The organism is Salicibibacter kimchii (assembly GCF_003336365.1).
GTDB classification, from domain to species: Bacteria; Bacillota; Bacilli; order Bacillales; family Marinococcaceae; genus Salicibibacter; species Salicibibacter kimchii.
The window spans coordinates 923,562-938,829 of the sequence record NZ_CP031092.1 but is presented as its reverse complement, the minus strand read 5'-3'; the positions used below and the strand labels follow the sequence as shown (position 1 = coordinate 938,829).

General features: G+C 49.9%; 16 protein-coding genes. 15 read left to right on the top strand and 1 reads right to left on the bottom strand.

What is annotated here, in order from left to right; all coding sequences use genetic code 11:
• Positions 1-126 precede the first annotated feature (126 nt).
• Positions 127-477 carry a nucleotidyltransferase family protein gene (locus DT065_RS04770; RefSeq protein ID WP_114376072.1) on the bottom strand — a complete coding sequence of 117 codons (351 nt, stop codon included), beginning with the start codon at positions 475-477 and terminating at the stop codon, positions 127-129.
• A 532-nt stretch (positions 478-1,009) separates the two neighbouring features.
• On the opposite strand from DT065_RS04770, the gene DT065_RS04765 reads away from it, so the two are divergent.
• The 15 genes from DT065_RS04765 to DT065_RS04695 all read left to right on the top strand — a co-directional run bounded on the left by DT065_RS04765 (position 1,010) and on the right by DT065_RS04695 (position 15,256).
• Entirely contained in the window at positions 1,010-2,572 is a 1,563-nt protein-coding gene (locus tag DT065_RS04765) for a long-chain-fatty-acid--CoA ligase (protein ID WP_227002731.1), read from the top strand.
• 21 nt (positions 2,573-2,593) lie between these two features.
• The gene (locus DT065_RS04760; protein WP_114371361.1) at positions 2,594-3,460 is read left to right on the top strand and encodes a branched-chain amino acid ABC transporter permease; all 867 of its coding nucleotides are present in this window, start codon (positions 2,594-2,596) and stop codon (positions 3,458-3,460) included.
• A 2-nt stretch (positions 3,461-3,462) separates the two neighbouring features.
• Positions 3,463-4,467: a branched-chain amino acid ABC transporter permease gene (locus DT065_RS04755; protein WP_114371359.1), complete on the top strand. Its 1,005-nt coding sequence runs from the start codon at positions 3,463-3,465 to the stop codon at positions 4,465-4,467.
• Positions 4,467-5,243 (top strand): ABC transporter ATP-binding protein, encoded by a 777-nt coding sequence (locus tag DT065_RS04750; RefSeq protein ID WP_114371357.1) that lies wholly within the window; start codon positions 4,467-4,469, stop codon positions 5,241-5,243. The genes DT065_RS04755 and DT065_RS04750 overlap by 1 nt, the downstream gene beginning before the upstream one ends.
• Positions 5,227-5,934: an ABC transporter ATP-binding protein gene (locus DT065_RS04745; RefSeq protein WP_114376068.1), complete on the top strand. Its 708-nt coding sequence runs from the start codon at positions 5,227-5,229 to the stop codon at positions 5,932-5,934. Before DT065_RS04750 ends, DT065_RS04745 begins: the two co-directional genes overlap by 17 nt.
• A 25-nt stretch (positions 5,935-5,959) precedes the next feature.
• Entirely contained in the window at positions 5,960-7,216 is a 1,257-nt protein-coding gene (locus DT065_RS04740) for an ABC transporter substrate-binding protein (RefSeq protein ID WP_114371355.1), read from the top strand.
• A 337-nt stretch (positions 7,217-7,553) separates the two neighbouring features.
• Positions 7,554-7,934 carry a PaaI family thioesterase gene (locus DT065_RS04735; protein ID WP_160112412.1) on the top strand — a complete coding sequence of 127 codons (381 nt, stop codon included), beginning with the start codon at positions 7,554-7,556 and terminating at the stop codon, positions 7,932-7,934.
• A gap of 7 nt (positions 7,935-7,941) precedes the next feature.
• Positions 7,942-9,105 carry a thiolase family protein gene (locus DT065_RS04730; RefSeq protein WP_114371351.1) on the top strand — a complete coding sequence of 388 codons (1,164 nt, stop codon included), beginning with the start codon at positions 7,942-7,944 and terminating at the stop codon, positions 9,103-9,105.
• Between the two features lie 87 nt (positions 9,106-9,192).
• Positions 9,193-10,368, top strand: coding sequence for an acyl-CoA dehydrogenase family protein (locus DT065_RS04725; protein ID WP_114371349.1), 1,176 nt, complete (start codon positions 9,193-9,195; stop codon positions 10,366-10,368).
• Positions 10,369-10,439: 71 nt separating this feature from the next.
• A complete protein-coding gene (gene fabG / locus DT065_RS04720) occupies positions 10,440-11,195 on the top strand; it encodes a 3-oxoacyl-ACP reductase FabG (protein WP_114371347.1) in 756 nt (251 codons plus the stop codon).
• Positions 11,196-11,210: 15 nt separating this feature from the next.
• Positions 11,211-11,660 (top strand): MaoC family dehydratase N-terminal domain-containing protein, encoded by a 450-nt coding sequence (locus DT065_RS04715; RefSeq protein WP_114371345.1) that lies wholly within the window; start codon positions 11,211-11,213, stop codon positions 11,658-11,660.
• On the top strand, positions 11,657-12,052 hold the full coding sequence (locus DT065_RS04710; RefSeq protein ID WP_114371343.1) for a MaoC/PaaZ C-terminal domain-containing protein: 396 nt from the start codon (positions 11,657-11,659) through the stop codon (positions 12,050-12,052). The genes DT065_RS04715 and DT065_RS04710 overlap by 4 nt, the downstream gene beginning before the upstream one ends.
• A gap of 209 nt (positions 12,053-12,261) precedes the next feature.
• A complete protein-coding gene (locus tag DT065_RS04705; protein WP_114371341.1) occupies positions 12,262-13,002 on the top strand; it encodes a 2-phosphosulfolactate phosphatase in 741 nt (246 codons plus the stop codon).
• A complete protein-coding gene (locus DT065_RS04700) occupies positions 12,999-14,045 on the top strand; it encodes a phosphotransferase family protein (protein ID WP_114371339.1) in 1,047 nt (348 codons plus the stop codon). The genes DT065_RS04705 and DT065_RS04700 overlap by 4 nt, the downstream gene beginning before the upstream one ends.
• Positions 14,046-14,050: 5 nt before the next feature.
• The gene (locus DT065_RS04695) at positions 14,051-15,256 is read left to right on the top strand and encodes an acyl-CoA dehydrogenase family protein (RefSeq protein ID WP_114371337.1); all 1,206 of its coding nucleotides are present in this window, start codon (positions 14,051-14,053) and stop codon (positions 15,254-15,256) included.
• Positions 15,257-15,268 lie beyond the last annotated feature (12 nt).

Here is a 15,268-nt window from a genome sequence, read left to right as displayed (position 1 = left end):
GAGTCAACTTCGTAATCGGAATGCCCATTTTAATCTATTCTTCTGACTAAATTGACGAGTTCGCCGATAAGGCTCAGTTAAGGCACCCATGAACGAAGCAGTTGGAACGTTAAAGGAGAAAACGGCTTAATTAAATCTATTGGTTATGACGGCATCATGCTTTGCCTCATATATAGTTTTGCCGCTTTCCAGAATTTCTTCCTTCATAGATGGATGTATGTCATGATAAAGTGGGCGAGGTTCTAATGATGGGTCCACACCGCTTTTCCATACATGTCGGTATAATCTTTGCCATTCCTTTAAATAATTATCACCAAAATCTTTTGATTCTATAGCAACGTCAATATCGCTGTCATCTGTAGCCGTTCCTTTTGCATAGGAACCATACAGTATAACTCTTTCGATACTGATTTCTTTTTTTAGACTTTTAACGTATTTTAGGATCATGCCTCGGATTTCAGCTTCTTGGGTCACCATGATCGCTTCATGGCACCCGAAAAAGCGATCTACTTCCGATTTGGGTCCCCATGCGCCGTTCATGAGCCCGAAATGATACTCTAATCCCGCGTTAGGGCTCCATAATGCTTTATGCAGGCGCAGGCATCAAGTTATACGGCAGTATTATGCTTATCGAAGGATACTTTGTCCGTATGACAGCTGCTTGCGGCTATTTTGCATCGCGCGAAGGGAAAATTTGTCCGTATGATCGCTTCATACGGACAAATTACGTAGCTCGATTAATTAGGCCGTATAACCACTTTTCGCGGCCATTTAGATGGCAGTCCGCATAAAAAGATGAATCGCATGACTGCCTCTCATGCTCCCGCCCGGTTTCATTTCCCCACCGACGCTCTCATACATAAATGCATCAATCATTCATTTATGTATCGAATCCATGCGGTCACAAAACTAACCGGTCAGTATCCTCCCTTTAGAAAGCGCTTCCAGCATTGGCATGCTTTTTGCACCTAAAATGCACAACACTATTTTTGAAAGGAAGTGTGTCTCGATGCAGGAAAAAGCCATTCCCTATGAAGATATCGAAATACCGGAAATCTCCCTCGTGGAAATGCTCGAACAAAGTCTCAGCGAAAACCGTCATAAAACGGCAATGATGTTCGGAGAACTCACGTATACCTATGAAGAACTCAGCAATAATATCCAACGTGTAGCGAGCGGACTTTCCAAACGCGGGGTCAAAAAAGGGGACCGCGTCGCGCTTATGCTCCCGAATTGTCCTCAGTATCCCGTGAGTTATTTCGCGGTGTTGAGCCTGGGCGCGACCGTTGTGCAAGTGAACCCGATGTACAAGCCGCCGGAGCTTTTGCATGTTCTTAATGATTCCGGTGTAACCGCTCTCATTATGTTGGAAGATTTAAAACCGGTTTTCCAAGCGATCCAAAAAGAAACCGGCGTCAAAACCGTCATCGAAGTCTCGTTAAAAGGCTCCAGTGCCTTTGATGCATTGGTGAATGATGACGGAGAAGCGCCCTGCGCAGCCATTGATCCGAAAGAAGATGTGGCCGTCATTCAATACACGGGAGGTACGACGGGGCGTTCGAAAGGGGCGATGCTCACCCACTACAATTTGGTGGCAAATACGATGCAATCGGCTGCTACGCAAAAGACCAAGAACGTTGAGCAAGAGCGGGTGTTAACGATCGCACCGCTGTTCCACGTTTACGGAATGACGAGCGGGATGAATCTCACGCTTTACCGAGGCGGAAATATGATATTGGTCCCCCGCTTTGACGTCGAAGAAGTCGTCAGGATCATCGAGCGGGTAAAACCTACCGGCTTCCCCGGGGTACCGACGATGTACATGGCCTTATTGGAATATTATCAAAAGAAAGCCTTTGACCTCTCTTCACTCGATATTTTAACAAGTGGATCCGCTCCTCTGCCTGTGGAAGTCATCAATACGTTTAATTCCCTCACCGGGGCTAATGTCGCCGAAGGGTTTGGCCTATCCGAAGCCTCACCGGTCACGCACCGCAACCCCGTCGATGGCTTGCAAAAAACAGGCAGCATCGGTATCAATCTCCCGAACACGGAGGCGAAGATCGTCGATATCGCCACCGGAGAGGAAGAACTTGCCACCGGCGAAGTCGGGGAACTCATCATTCGCGGCCCGCAAATCATGAAAGGCTATCACGGTTTGCCGGAGGAAACGGCGCAGACGCTACGTAACGGCTGGCTTTATACCGGAGACCTCGCAAATGTCGATGAAGACGGCTATTACTTCATCGTCGGCAGAAAAAAAGAACTGATTATCGCCGGCGGATTCAACGTTTACCCGATTGAAGTGGAAGACGTGATCTATCGGCACCCGTCCGTGCAAGAAGCCGCTGTCATCGGCGTCCCTGACCCGTACCGCGGAGAAACCGTCAAAGCGGTCGTCGTGAAAAATGAAGACGCTGAGCTCACAGAAGAAGACTTGATTGCTTTTTGCAAGGAAAGCCTCTCGAACTACAAAGTGCCAAAACTGGTATCTTTTGTCGATGAGCTTCCGAAAACCGCCGTCGGTAAAATATTAAAAAGAGAACTTATCGCATCTGAGGAAACGAAATAGAAATAGGAAGGTTGGTGCTCCATGGATGTTCTTGCGCAACAACTGTTTAACGGACTTACGATCGGAAGCGTGTACAGCCTCGTCGCTTTAGGGCTGACGCTCGTTTACGGGATTCTTCACGTCCCGAACTTTGCTCATGGAGCCCTTTATATGGTTGGCGGCTATGCGACTTTAATGTCCATGACCCTCTTGGGAATGCCGTATTTTGTAGCCATGCTTGCCGCCGTTTTGGTCGTTGGGGGAATCGGCGTGCTAATGGAGCGTCTCGTGTTTAACCAGCTCCGGGACTCCCCGCCGATTCACGATAAAATCGCGGCCATCGGTTTGCTGTTATTTTTGGAAACGCTTATAAGGGTAATTTGGGGCGCAGATTATCGTTCCATGACCACGCCGTTCAGCGAAAACATCGTTTCCTTACTCGGCATCACGGTGACGTCGCAACGTATATTAATCGTCGTAGCCGCAATTATCGCCATGATCGTTTTGCAACTTTTCCTAAAAAAAACCATGGTCGGCGCCTCGATCATCGCTATGTCACAGGATCGTGAAGGGGCGTTTCTGCAAGGGATCAACGCGAACCGCGTGGCGATGTTGACGTTTTTCATTTCCGGCGGTCTCGCTGCTTTTGCTGCTGCCATTAATGCACCGATTAATCTCGTTTACCCGGACATGGGGCATCTCGTCATATTGAAAGCATTTGTGATTGTCATTATTGGCGGAATGGGCAGTGTGCCCGGCGCGATTCTCGGCGGCTACATTCTTGGGTTCTCGGAAAGCCTCGGGGCCACCTTTATCTCTGCCGAATACAGCGACATCATTGCTTTCGTCTTGCTCGTCATTATTTTAACGGTGAAACCCCAAGGTTTGTTTGCAAAGGGGGCTCACTAGGCATGTCGATATTCAAAAGAAACGCCACACCGCTTATCTTTTTGTTAATCGCTTTAGTTGTGCCTTTTGTTACAGACAATCAATATTACTTGTATATTTTAACACTCGCCTTTATTTGGTCGATTGCCGTCTACGGCATGAATTTAATTTCCGGTTATACCGGGCAGCTTTCACTCGCCCATGCAGGTTTTTTTGCAATCGGGGCGTATGCCCTCGGTTTGTTAACGGTGGACGCGAATGTGCCGTATTGGTTCGCGTTTGTCCTCGCTTTGGTGATTACAACGGTGGCCGGTTTATTGATCGGGCTCATTGCACTGCGAACGAAGACGCATTATTTTGCCATTTACACGCTTTGTGTCGGGTATATCATTTACCTTGTCATTTACCAGTGGGATGAATTGACCGGCGGCGTGCGTGGACTTATCGGAATCGAGCCTCCCGGGGCGATCGGTCCGATCACATTTGATAGTGCCGAATCGAATTATTATTTGGTGCTCGTGTTTCTCGTATTGACGATCGTCTTTATGAAATTCATCGCCGAATCCCTCGTCGGGCGTACCTTTGCGGCGATTCGAAATTCGGAAGAACTGGCGCAGACGATTGGCATCAACACGATGAAACAGAAATTGCTCTCTTTTGTCATCTCCGCCTTTTTTGCAGGCGTGGCAGGGGCGTTGTACGCGTCTTTTGTTCAATTTATCGGACCGGAAATATCGTACACGATGACGATGTTTGATATGTTGACGTACTTGATCGTTGGCGGCATCGGGACGTTGTACGGCCCGCTTGTGGGGACGTTTTTGATCGTCACGCTGACGCAATCGCTTCAATTTATGGAGGAGTTCCGCATGCTGATTTTCGGCCCGATCCTGGTTCTTCTCGTTATTTTCTACCCAAGAGGGATTGTCGGCGGCATTCAAATGTGGAAAGCAAAACGGCAATATAAGAAAAATCAAAAACTAGCAAAACAAGCATCCAACGCATCGACGTACGGGGGTGGCGATTAATGCTCATTGAAACGAAAGACCTGACGAAAGCATTCGGTGGTTTAACGGCCGTTGATAATGTCGATGTCGGCATTGAAAAGGGAAAAATTACCGCGATCATCGGTCCGAACGGAGCAGGAAAATCGACGCTTTTCAACGTGATCAGCGGGTTTTATCCGACGACAAAAGGGACCGTTGTCTTTAATGGTGAGGATATTACGAAAAAGAGAGCGTTTAACGTTGCGAAATTAGGGATCGCCCGTACGTTTCAGACGACGAATCTGTTCGAGCAGGCGACGGTCATGGATAATGTCATCGTCGGTCATCGTCTGCGTACGAAATCCGGGGTTTTTGACGCCCTTCTGCGCACGCCGAGGCTGAAACGAGAAGAACGGGAAAGTCGCGAGAAAGCAGAGGAGGTGTTAGCTTTTGTAGGGTTAACGAAGGAATCGAACCGGCTCGTTTCAGACATTTCCCAGGAGGCGAAAAAACGCGCGGCTTTTGCCGTAGCGCTTGCCACAGACCCGGAAGTAGTGTTTCTCGATGAACCGGCCGCGGGGATCAATCCGGACGAAACGGACGGGTTGACGAATCTGATGCGCAAAATGGTTGACCACGGCTTAACCGTTTGTTTAATCGAACACAAAATGCAGATGATCATGGAAATCGCCGATCATATCGTCGTGCTTAACCAGGGCGAAAAGATTGCGGAAGGCACACCTGAAGAGATTCAAAACAACGACACAGTCATTCAAGCCTATTTGGGAGGGGGTGAGGACGCTGCTGATGCTCAATGATGTATCGGTACGATATGGCATGTACGAGGCTTTGAAAGACGTTTCCATGAATGTGGATGCCGGGGAGCTGGTTGTGTTGTTAGGGGCGAACGGCGCCGGAAAAAGTACGATATTCAGAACGATCAGCGGGTTAAATAAACCGGCAAAAGGTCGCATTGAATGGAAGGGGAAATCGATCGCCGGCGCACCTGCCAGTAATCTGGTAAAAGACGGCATCGGCCACTGCCCGGAAGGCCGGAAATTGTTTCCGGACATGAACGTCTCCGAAAATTTGAAAATGGGTTCTTATGTGATCAAGCGCAATAAAAAAGAAGTCGCGGAAACGATGGAACGTGTTTACACGCTCTTTCCGATTTTGGAAGAAAAACAAAAAGCATCCGCAGGGTCGCTCAGCGGCGGCCAACAACAGATGCTAGCCATCGGACGGGCGATGATGTCGCGCCCCCAACTGCTTCTCTTGGACGAACCGTCCATCGGCCTGGCGCCGTTGATTGTTGAACAAGTTTTCGATGTCATTCAGGAAATTAACCGCGGCGGCACGACGGTTCTTTTAGCCGAACAAAACGCCAATGCCGCCCTCAAAATTGCCGACCGCGGGTATGTCATTGAAGATGGAAACATTGTCGTGGAAGGGGATAGCGAGGAGTTGTTTTCCAATGATGAAGTCCGAAAAGCGTATATCGGGGCTTAAAACCAAATAAAAGGAGGCAAAAAATATGAAAAAGATCAGTATGATGGTCGGCGGAGTCATGATGCTATTGGCGGTCGGGTGTAACGGCGACGGGGGAGAGTCAGATGTCACGGAGGAAGCAGAAGGAACGCCTGCCCCCGGCGCTCCCGGTGATGAAGGGGGAGAAGAGGTTGAAGTGGATACGGAAGTGGCCGAAGGCACGGAAGTCGTGGACATTGGCTTTAGCGGCCCATTAAGCGGGGCCGGCGCTTACTATGGGAACAACACGTTGAACGGACTCACGATGGCGATTGAAGAAATCAACGAATCCGGCGGTTTCGAAGTGGATGGGGAAATGTATTCGTTCAATCTCGTGAGCCTCGATGACCAATACCTTCCGGATGAAACAGGCGCCAACGTGCGACGACTTGTCCAAGAGAATGACACGCCCGTGATTTTCGTTCCTCATAGCGGCGGAACGTACGCGACGCAAGTCTTTAACGAACAAGACGAAGTGCTGCTCGCCTCTTATTCCAGTGAGCCGGAGATCACGCAACAAGACAACGATTTAACGTGGCGAATCCCGCCCACGTATGACAAATATATCGAGCCGTTTTCCGAGTATCAAATGGAGCGCTTCGGTACGGATCTAGCCATGTTGCCGCCAAACAGCGAGTTCGGCATGGACTGGGCAGAAGCGCTGGCACCGGCTTGGGAAGAAATGGGCGGTAACGTCGTTCATGAAAGCTCCGTGGACTATGCCCAGGATACCGACTTTTACACGTTACTCACCAATGCGTTAGCTGAAGACCCGGATGTTCTCTTCGTCGGCGGCTCCTCGGAACCGACGGCACAAGTCATGGCCCAGGCGAGAGAACAAGGCTTTGAAGGCGGCTTCCTCGTGATGGACCAAGCGAAGCTCGATGAAATCGATAACGTCCTCGGCGGCGCGCCGGAAGTCATCGAAGGTTCGGTCGGCGTCCCGCCACTCGTCGATGATGTTCATGAAGGCAACGAACAATTTATTAGCGATTATCAAGACACGTTTGATGCCGATCCCGGTTCGGAAGCCGGCTACCACTATTATAGCGTTTATATTCTGGCCGAAGCCATGGCAGCAGCCGGTGAAACCGAAGATGCACACGCCATTCGCGAGTCCCTGGATGAAGGGCTGCAGCAAGTGGATGATGACAAACACGTTTATGAAGTCAGCGAGGTAGACGAAGACGGCGGCATGGTCACCGAATTGAGAATGGCCGTCGTGGAAGACGGAGAAGTCGAGCTTGTGGATTTTGACGACTAGATCGCGAGCGTTCCGAATAAACGGTCCGGCGTTCCGAATAATCGGGGTAACGTTCTGAATAAACCGGGGAGCGTTCCGAATAAAACGCAAACCATTCCGAATGACGCAGAATTTCCGTAAGCACTAGATAGTCAAGCCGAGAGAAGCTTGATCGATCTCTTGGCTGTTTTCTTTAAATGTGATTCATATCAGAATCGTTATTATTCATTTTTGGGTCATTAACCGCTCATATATTCTTTAAACTAACTAAACGGTAGGTATCCCATAGCTTCAAAAATTGGCACGAAAATTGCAATTATATTAAGTGACACCGTTAAAAATGTGGGAGGAGCCATACGTGAATCTAGCGAACGAAAGCCATTTTTTCAATCACGTCGGCTTTGAAATGATCGAAGCCGAAGACGGGGCCGTCACCATTGTCCTCGATATCGACGACAAGCACATGAATCGCAACGACACCCTCCACGGCGGCGTCCACGCCACAATGCTGGACAACGTCCTCGGCGCGGTCCTCCATCACCGTACCGAGTTGCCGAGCACGACCGTGTCCTTGAACGTCAACTACCTGGCTCCTGTGAAAAAAGGACGGCTGACGGCGAGGGCCACGATTTTGCAACTCGGCTACAAGTCAGCAACCGTTGAAGGGGTTATTGCGGATGCAGAAGGCACAGCGATCGCAAAAGGGACAGGGACATTTAAAATATTGAGAAAAGGATGATGCACACATGGAAGATGTAGTGATCGTTTCTGCCGTACGGACGGCCATCGCGAAAAAAGGCGGGGCATTGGCTTCCGTCGACCCGGCCGTGTACGGTGGCGAAGTGATTAGTGAAGCGTTACGCCGGGCGGACGTGGAACACGAAGCTGTGGAAGACGTCATTTTCGGCAATTGTTTGAGTGGGGGCGGGAATACTGCGCGTGTCTCGCTTCTTGAAGGGGGATTGCCGGTGGAGGTTCCCGGGCTCACGATTGACCGCCAATGCGGCTCGGGCATTAATAGTGTTGCCCTCGCGGCGGAGAAAATTATCGCCGGGAACGCCGATGTCGTCGTTGCCGGCGGCACGGAAAGCATGACGCGTAGCCCGCACCTTTTGGAGGTACAGGAGAAAGCTTATGATCGCAAGCCACCAAAGTTTATCAATCGCAGGCTCTCGCCCGATGCTATCGGCGACCCACCGATGGGCATCACCGCTGAAAATCTGGCTGAAAAATATGAGGTGAGCCGCGAGGAGCAAGATGCGTTTGCGCTGAGAAGCCAGGAGCGGATGGCGGATGCGGTTGAGAAAGGGTATTTCAAAGATCAAATTCATCCGATTGAAGTTAAAACACGAAAAGGCACCGTCACGTTTGACCAAGACGAGCATCCGCGACCTGAGGTGACGAAAGAAGCGCTCGGTAAGCTCCCGCCGGTGTTTAAAAAAGACGGGAGTGTCACCGCCGGCAGTTCCTCCGGCATTAACGACGGCGCGTCAGCGCTCGTGTTGATGTCTGGAACGGAAGCGAAAAAGCGCGAGTTAAAGCCGTTGGCGAGAGTTACGGCATCGGCCGTCGCGGGTGTTGATCCGAACATCATGGGCATCGGCCCCGTCCCGGCGGTGAAAAAAGTGTTGGAGAAAACCGGTGGTCGGTTGGACGATTTTGATTTAATCGAACTCAACGAAGCGTTTGCCGCCCAAGTGCTCGCGTGTGACCGGGAACTTTCTTTTGACATGGATAAAGTCAATGTGAACGGCGGAGCGATTGCTCATGGGCACCCGATTGCCGCCACCGGCGGTATGCTCGTGACGAAATTATGCTATGAGCTCGAGCGCCGCGGGGAAAAGAAAGGGCTTGCCACTGCTTGTATCGGCGGCGGCCAAGGCATCGCGCTCGTCGTGGAGAGAGATTAACGCAAAGTGCCAGAATAACCGGCGAAAGCGCAAGATTATGAATCAAAAGCGCAAGATTCAAGAGTGAAAAAGAGGGAGAGGAAATCGATGCATTTACGCTTAACTGAAGAACAAAAAATGGTGCAAACAACGATCCGCAAATTTGTGGAAAAAGAACTGATGCCGCTGGAGAACGATGTGCTGCGCAACGAACGGGAAGGAAAACCAAGCCTTCCGGCAGAAAAAATCCACGAACTGCAACAAAAAGCGAAAGACGCCGGTTTCTGGGGCATCAACACGCCGGAAGAATACGGCGGCGCTGACCTCGGCCAAGTCATGTACGCCATCGTCATGATGGAAGTGTCGAAGACGTTCGTTCCGTTCACGTTCGGCGGTTCGGCCGATAACATTTTGTATTACGGCAACGAAGAACAAAAGGAAAAGTACCTGCTTCCGACGATTAGCGGCGAGAAAAAATCCTGCTTTGCGCTCACCGAACCCGGCGCCGGCTCTGACACGCAAAACATTAAAATGACCGCGGAAAAAGACGGCGATGACTGGGTACTGAACGGCGAGAAAACATTCATCACCGGCGGCAACGAAGCAGATTTTGTCATGGTGATCGCGATTACGGACAAAGAAGCCCACGCGGCAAATGGTCGAGAAGGCGTCACCTGTTTCATCGCGGAACGGGACATGGGCTGGAAATCGGAATACATTGATACGATGGGCGAATGGGGACCGGCATCCTTGATTTTCGACCAAGTGCGCGTGCCGGAAGAAAATATCCTCGGCGAACTCCACCGCGGCTACGACCTCGGCTTGGAATGGATCGGTTTCGCTCGCTGGATCGTCGGGGCACGAGCGGTCGGGTCGGCGGAGCGCTTGCTCAATATGGCGATCGATTATTCCCAGGAGCGGGAAACGTTCGGGAAACCGATTTCCACGCGCCAAGCCATCCAGTGGCAAATTGCGGATTCGGCGGTCGAGCTCGAAGCGGCCAAATGGTTAGTGCTCAATGCCGCCTTCAGCTTGGACAACGGCGAAGACAATCGCCACTATGCCTCGATGGCGAAATTGTATGGCGCCACAAAAGGCAACGACATCATCGATCGCGTCATGCAAATCCACGGCGGCATGGGCTACACGAAAGAACTTCCCATCGAACGCTGGTACCGGGAAGCCCGGCTCTGGAGAATCTATGACGGGACCGATGAAATCCAACGCCTGATCATTTCTCGCAACCTATTAAAAGGGAACGTCAAACTCGGGCAACACATTTAATATTTGAAAGTGTTTACAAGGTTTTATTTTCATATAAAATATAAGTAAGTCTAAGGATAGGAGTGGAACATATGACAAATTTTTCTGGACAAACGGCGTTTGTGACTGGCGGAAGTCGTGGCATCGGGCGTGGCATTGCGGAGCGTCTCGTCAGTGACGGCGCGAAAGTGGCGATCATCGATATCAACGAAGAAGCGCTGGCAGATGCGCGTGAACACTTTGCCGGCCAGGATGTTTTGGCGATCAAAGCGAATGTCACGAATCGTGATGAAGTCGAAAACGCGATGAAAGAGGCCTATGACGCGTATGGATCGATAGACATTCTCGTGAACAACGCCGGTGTCATCCGTGATAACATGCTTTTTAAAATGACCGAAGACGATTGGAAAACGGTCATGGATGTGCATTTGAATGGATCCTTTAATGCCGCAAGTGTGGCGCAAGGGTATATGGTCGAGCAAAAATACGGCCGTATTATCAATCTATCATCGACGTCGGCGCTCGGGAATCGCGGACAGGCGAACTATTCAACAGCTAAAGCAGGTTTGCAAGGGTTTACAAAAACGTTGGCGATTGAACTTGGGAAGTTTGGTATTACGGCGAATTCGATCGCGCCCGGCTTCATCGAAACCGACATGACGAAGGCGACGGCCGAGCGAGTCGGCATTCCTTTTGAAAAAATGGTGGAAGCACGTGCTGCGGAAATTCCGGTGAAACGCAGCGGGAAAGCGGAAGATATCGCGAACGCGGTGGCATTCTTCGCCGATGAACGTTCCTCGTTCGTGAGCGGCCAAGTTATCTATGTCGCCGGCGGACCGAAAGATTAAAGGAGGATTGAGCTCATGTTTGAAGATGCGATTGGAAAAAAATCAAATAAGGTGAGAAACACCGTCGAACGAGGGGCCGTGCGAAAATTCGCCGATTCTATCGGCGACGCACATCCGCTGTTCGTCGATGAAGCGGCGGGGAAGGCGTCTCGGTATGGACAAAACATCGCGCCGCCGACATTTCCGCGCGTGTTTGATTATGGAGACGTCGACGGATTGGACTTGCCGAACAAAGGCCTCATTCACGGCGAGCAAATCTATCATTATGAACGTCCCCTTCTCGTCGGCGAAGACATCCATTGTTGGACGGAAGTAAACAATTACAAGGAAAAAGCAGGAAAAAGCGGGACAATGGGCATTCTCACCCTCGAAGGAAAAGGCGAAGACGACGACGGCACGCTCGTTTTCCGCGCCGAACAAGTGGTGATCATTACTGAAGCGGTCAGAAAGGGGATGGAAGCATGATTGTAGAAAAAAAGACCGGCGACACGTTAGAAACCGTCACCCTTTCTCCGGTTTCTCGCCTCGATTTAATTAAATACGCCGGCGCATCCGGCGACTATAACCCGATCCATACGATTGATGAAGAAGCGGAAAAAGCAGGGCTGCCCGGCATCATCGCCCATGGCATGTGGACGATGGGCAACCTAGCCAAACTCTTCACCCCTTACTACGAGGAAGGATTTATTGAAACGTATCAAATCCGTTTTCGGGGTATGGTCTTTCTCGATGACGTGATTTCTCTGAACGCGGAAGTGAGCGAGCAAAGCAAAGAGAAAATTACGTTTGAGGTAAACGCGAAAAATCAAAAAGATGAAGACGTATTAAAGGGGAAGGTTATTTTTCGCGTCTATTAGAATAGGGGCAGACGAATGCCCCTTTTCTTCTTGTTTGTAAAAAAATATTCAAAATTGAATAAGGATAATTCAAATTTAAGAATTATGTGTGGCAATTGGTCACAAGAATGACTGGTATGTAAACAAAAAATATTTGGCATGAAATTTGCTTATTATATTAATGTAAAATACCATCCCAGGTTTTTACAAAGGTGGTGAATGCATTCAACATGGAAAAATGCCGTCTATGGTTAACGACAGAAGAAATTAAGCAAGAAAGCTTGAAAGGCGCGACGGTGGTTGTTATTGACGTCCTGCTCGCGACAACGACGCTTGTCACCATTATGGAACGGGGTGCCCGACGTGTTTTTCCGGTATCCAGTGTGGAAGAAGCCCATCAGTTGAAGGCAGAGCTTAATCACTCATCAGTACTTACCGGAGGGGAGCTCGGGGCAAAGCCCGTGGAGGGGTTTGATCTGGCCCATTTGCCGGATGAATATACGCCGGAACGTGTCAAAGACCAGGATATCGTCTTTTTATCTTCCAATGGCACGCGGGCGATTATGAAAGCAAAAGCAGCGGATACATTGCTATTGGGAAATTTGAGAAATGCGTACGCGATCGCGGATTATATCAACCAAGAATCTCCGAAAGAAGTGATTATCGTTTGCGCGGGCTCCCTCGGGCAGTTTTCCCTGGAGGATTATGTTTGTGCAAATATTATTCTGTCACAGCTTAACGTCGAGGGTTCTAGCTTGAACGATGCGGCTGTGTATGCATTGGACCAACGTTTTGATCCAAATAATGTTGCGCAAATTGTGTCAAAGGGACGTGTGGGGCGTAATTTTCAGAAGTTGGGACTGGATGAGTTGTTCGAGTTTGTCGTAGATGTGGGCTGCTCAGAGTCGATTGTAGGGCTTCACAATGAAGCTGAATTAGGATTTATGTCTATTGGGAGTGAAACGAAATGACACAATCCGTACGTAGCGGGGAAGAACTGGATATAGCAAAAGTGAAAGCTTTTTTGGATCAACACTTGGATAACATTCCCAAAGATGAACCGCTGCAGGTTGAGCAATACTATGCCGGCGCGTCAAACCTCACTTATCTTATATCTTGTGGAGAGTGGCAAGGGGTGTTGCGCCGCCCTCCTTTCGGCCCACTCCCTCCGAAAGCCCATGACATGAAAAGGGAATACGGCTTACTTTCCCGGCTTAACCCAGTCTTCCCGTTAGCCCCCAAGCCATACGTGCTCGGTGAAGATGACGAGGTGATGGATGCAACGTTCTACGTCATGGAACGAAAACAAGGCATCGTCATTGATCGATCGTTTCCTGAAGAGATAAAAGAAACGGAAGATCTATGTCGGGAGCTCTCCTATACATTTATCGATACGTTGGCCGAGTTACACCAGGTGGATACGCAAGTAGCTGGGCTCCATACATTCGGACGTCCGGAAGGATTTATGGAGCGTCAGGTACATGGATGGATCAAACGCTATGAGCGTGCTAAAACCGAAGACATTCCCGAATATGAAAAGCTGAAAAAATGGTTCGAGAAAAATATTCCGGCAGACGGCGAGACCACGGTCATCCACAATGATTTCAAATTTAACAATCTATTATTTTCCGAAGATTTGCGTCAAATTGAAGCAGTTGTCGATTGGGAAATGTCGACGATCGGAGATCCCCTTTTTGACCTTGGGGTCGTGCTTAGCTATTGGGTACAAGACGATGACCCGGAGTTACTGCAATCGACGTTTAAGACGGTGACAAAAAGGCCCGGGTTTTTAAGCCGTCGGGAAATGATTGACCGTTATGCCGAAAAAAGCGGACGGGATTGTTCCTCGATTCATTTTTATCAAGTTTTTGCTTATTTTAAATTGGCTGTAATCGTCCAACAAATCTACTTTCGCTGGAAAAACGGGCAGACGGAAGATGAACGGTTTAGACATTATGGTGGAAGAGCAACAAATTTAATTAAATATGCTTGGCTATTATTAAATGAGGAGTGAAACATATGGATTTCGGTATGACGGATAAAGTGAAAGATTTACAAGAGCGTGTGCGCACGTTTATAGAAGAGGTCATTGATCCTAATGAAAAAGTCTATGAAGAACAACTGAACCAACAATCTACTCGTTGGCAGTCGCCGCCTATTATGGAGGAAATGAAGCAACAAGCGAAAGAAGCAGGCCTATGGAATCTGTTTTTACCGGAAAGTGACTATGGCGCGGGGCTCACGAACGTGGAGTATGCGCCGTTATGCGAACTTATGGGGCGTTCCCCGATCGCGCCGGAAGTGTTCAATTGCTCGGCGCCGGACACCGGCAATATGGAAACACTCGTCCGTTATGCGTCGGAAGAACAAAAGAAACAGTGGCTTGAGCCATTGCTTGACGGGAAAATCCGCTCTTCGTTCGCGATGACCGAGCCGAATGTCGCATCATCAGACGCCACGAACATCGAAACACACATCAAAAAGGATGGCGATGAATACGTCATCAACGGCCGCAAATGGTGGACGTCAGGCATCATGGACCCACGCTGTGAAATCATGATTGTGATGGGAAAATCAGATCCGGACGGACCGAAATATACGCAACAGTCGATGATTTTAGTGCCGAGAAACACCCCCGGTGTCACCGTCCATCGCCATTTGCCGGTCTTCGGCTATGACGATGCCCCCGAGGGACACGGCGAAGTGGAATTTGACAACGTGCGCGTCCCAGCTTCCAACATCCTTTGGGATGAAGGAAAAGGATTCGCGATTGCGCAAGGGCGCCTCGGACCGGGCCGCATCCATCACTGCATGCGCCTGATTGGACTGGCGGAAAAGTCGCTCGAGGCGATGTGTGAACGCGTCCAAGATCGTTCCACCTTCGGTAAACAGCTCTCGGAGCAAGGCGTTATCCAGGAATGGATCGCCGATTCCCGCATCGAAATCGAACAAGCTCGCCTCTTAACGATGAAGGCTGCCTACATGATGGATACCGTCGGCAATAAAGAAGGACGCACGGAAATCGCCATGATCAAGGTCGTCGCGCCGAGCATGGCCCTGCGCGTCATTGATCGCGCCATTCAAGCCCATGGCGGCGCCGGCGTGACCGAAGATTTTTCTCTTGCGCAAAGCTGGGCAAAAGCACGCACGTTGCGCCTCGCGGACGGTCCCGACGAAGTGCACCGCCGGACGATCGGGCGATTGGAACTGAAAAAATACCGGTGAGAGGGTGGCCAT

Coding starts and splice junctions, on each gene's coding strand:
- DT065_RS04695 (WP_114371337.1), top strand. CDS start 14,051: ATGGATTTCGGTATGACGGATAAAGTGAAAGATTTACAAGAGCGTGTG.
- DT065_RS04755 (WP_114371359.1), top strand. CDS start 3,463: ATGTCGATATTCAAAAGAAACGCCACACCGCTTATCTTTTTGTTAATC.
- DT065_RS04710 (WP_114371343.1), top strand. CDS start 11,657: ATGATTGTAGAAAAAAAGACCGGCGACACGTTAGAAACCGTCACCCTT.
- DT065_RS04715 (WP_114371345.1), top strand. CDS start 11,211: ATGTTTGAAGATGCGATTGGAAAAAAATCAAATAAGGTGAGAAACACC.
- DT065_RS04740 (WP_114371355.1), top strand. CDS start 5,960: ATGAAAAAGATCAGTATGATGGTCGGCGGAGTCATGATGCTATTGGCG.
- DT065_RS04760 (WP_114371361.1), top strand. CDS start 2,594: ATGGATGTTCTTGCGCAACAACTGTTTAACGGACTTACGATCGGAAGC.
- DT065_RS04770 (WP_114376072.1), bottom strand. CDS start 477: ATGGTGACCCAAGAAGCTGAAATCCGAGGCATGATCCTAAAATACGTT.
- DT065_RS04705 (WP_114371341.1), top strand. CDS start 12,262: ATGGAAAAATGCCGTCTATGGTTAACGACAGAAGAAATTAAGCAAGAA.
- DT065_RS04730 (WP_114371351.1), top strand. CDS start 7,942: ATGGAAGATGTAGTGATCGTTTCTGCCGTACGGACGGCCATCGCGAAA.
- DT065_RS04700 (WP_114371339.1), top strand. CDS start 12,999: ATGACACAATCCGTACGTAGCGGGGAAGAACTGGATATAGCAAAAGTG.
- DT065_RS04750 (WP_114371357.1), top strand. CDS start 4,467: ATGCTCATTGAAACGAAAGACCTGACGAAAGCATTCGGTGGTTTAACG.
- DT065_RS04725 (WP_114371349.1), top strand. CDS start 9,193: ATGCATTTACGCTTAACTGAAGAACAAAAAATGGTGCAAACAACGATC.
- DT065_RS04765 (WP_227002731.1), top strand. CDS start 1,010: ATGCAGGAAAAAGCCATTCCCTATGAAGATATCGAAATACCGGAAATC.
- fabG (WP_114371347.1), top strand. CDS start 10,440: ATGACAAATTTTTCTGGACAAACGGCGTTTGTGACTGGCGGAAGTCGT.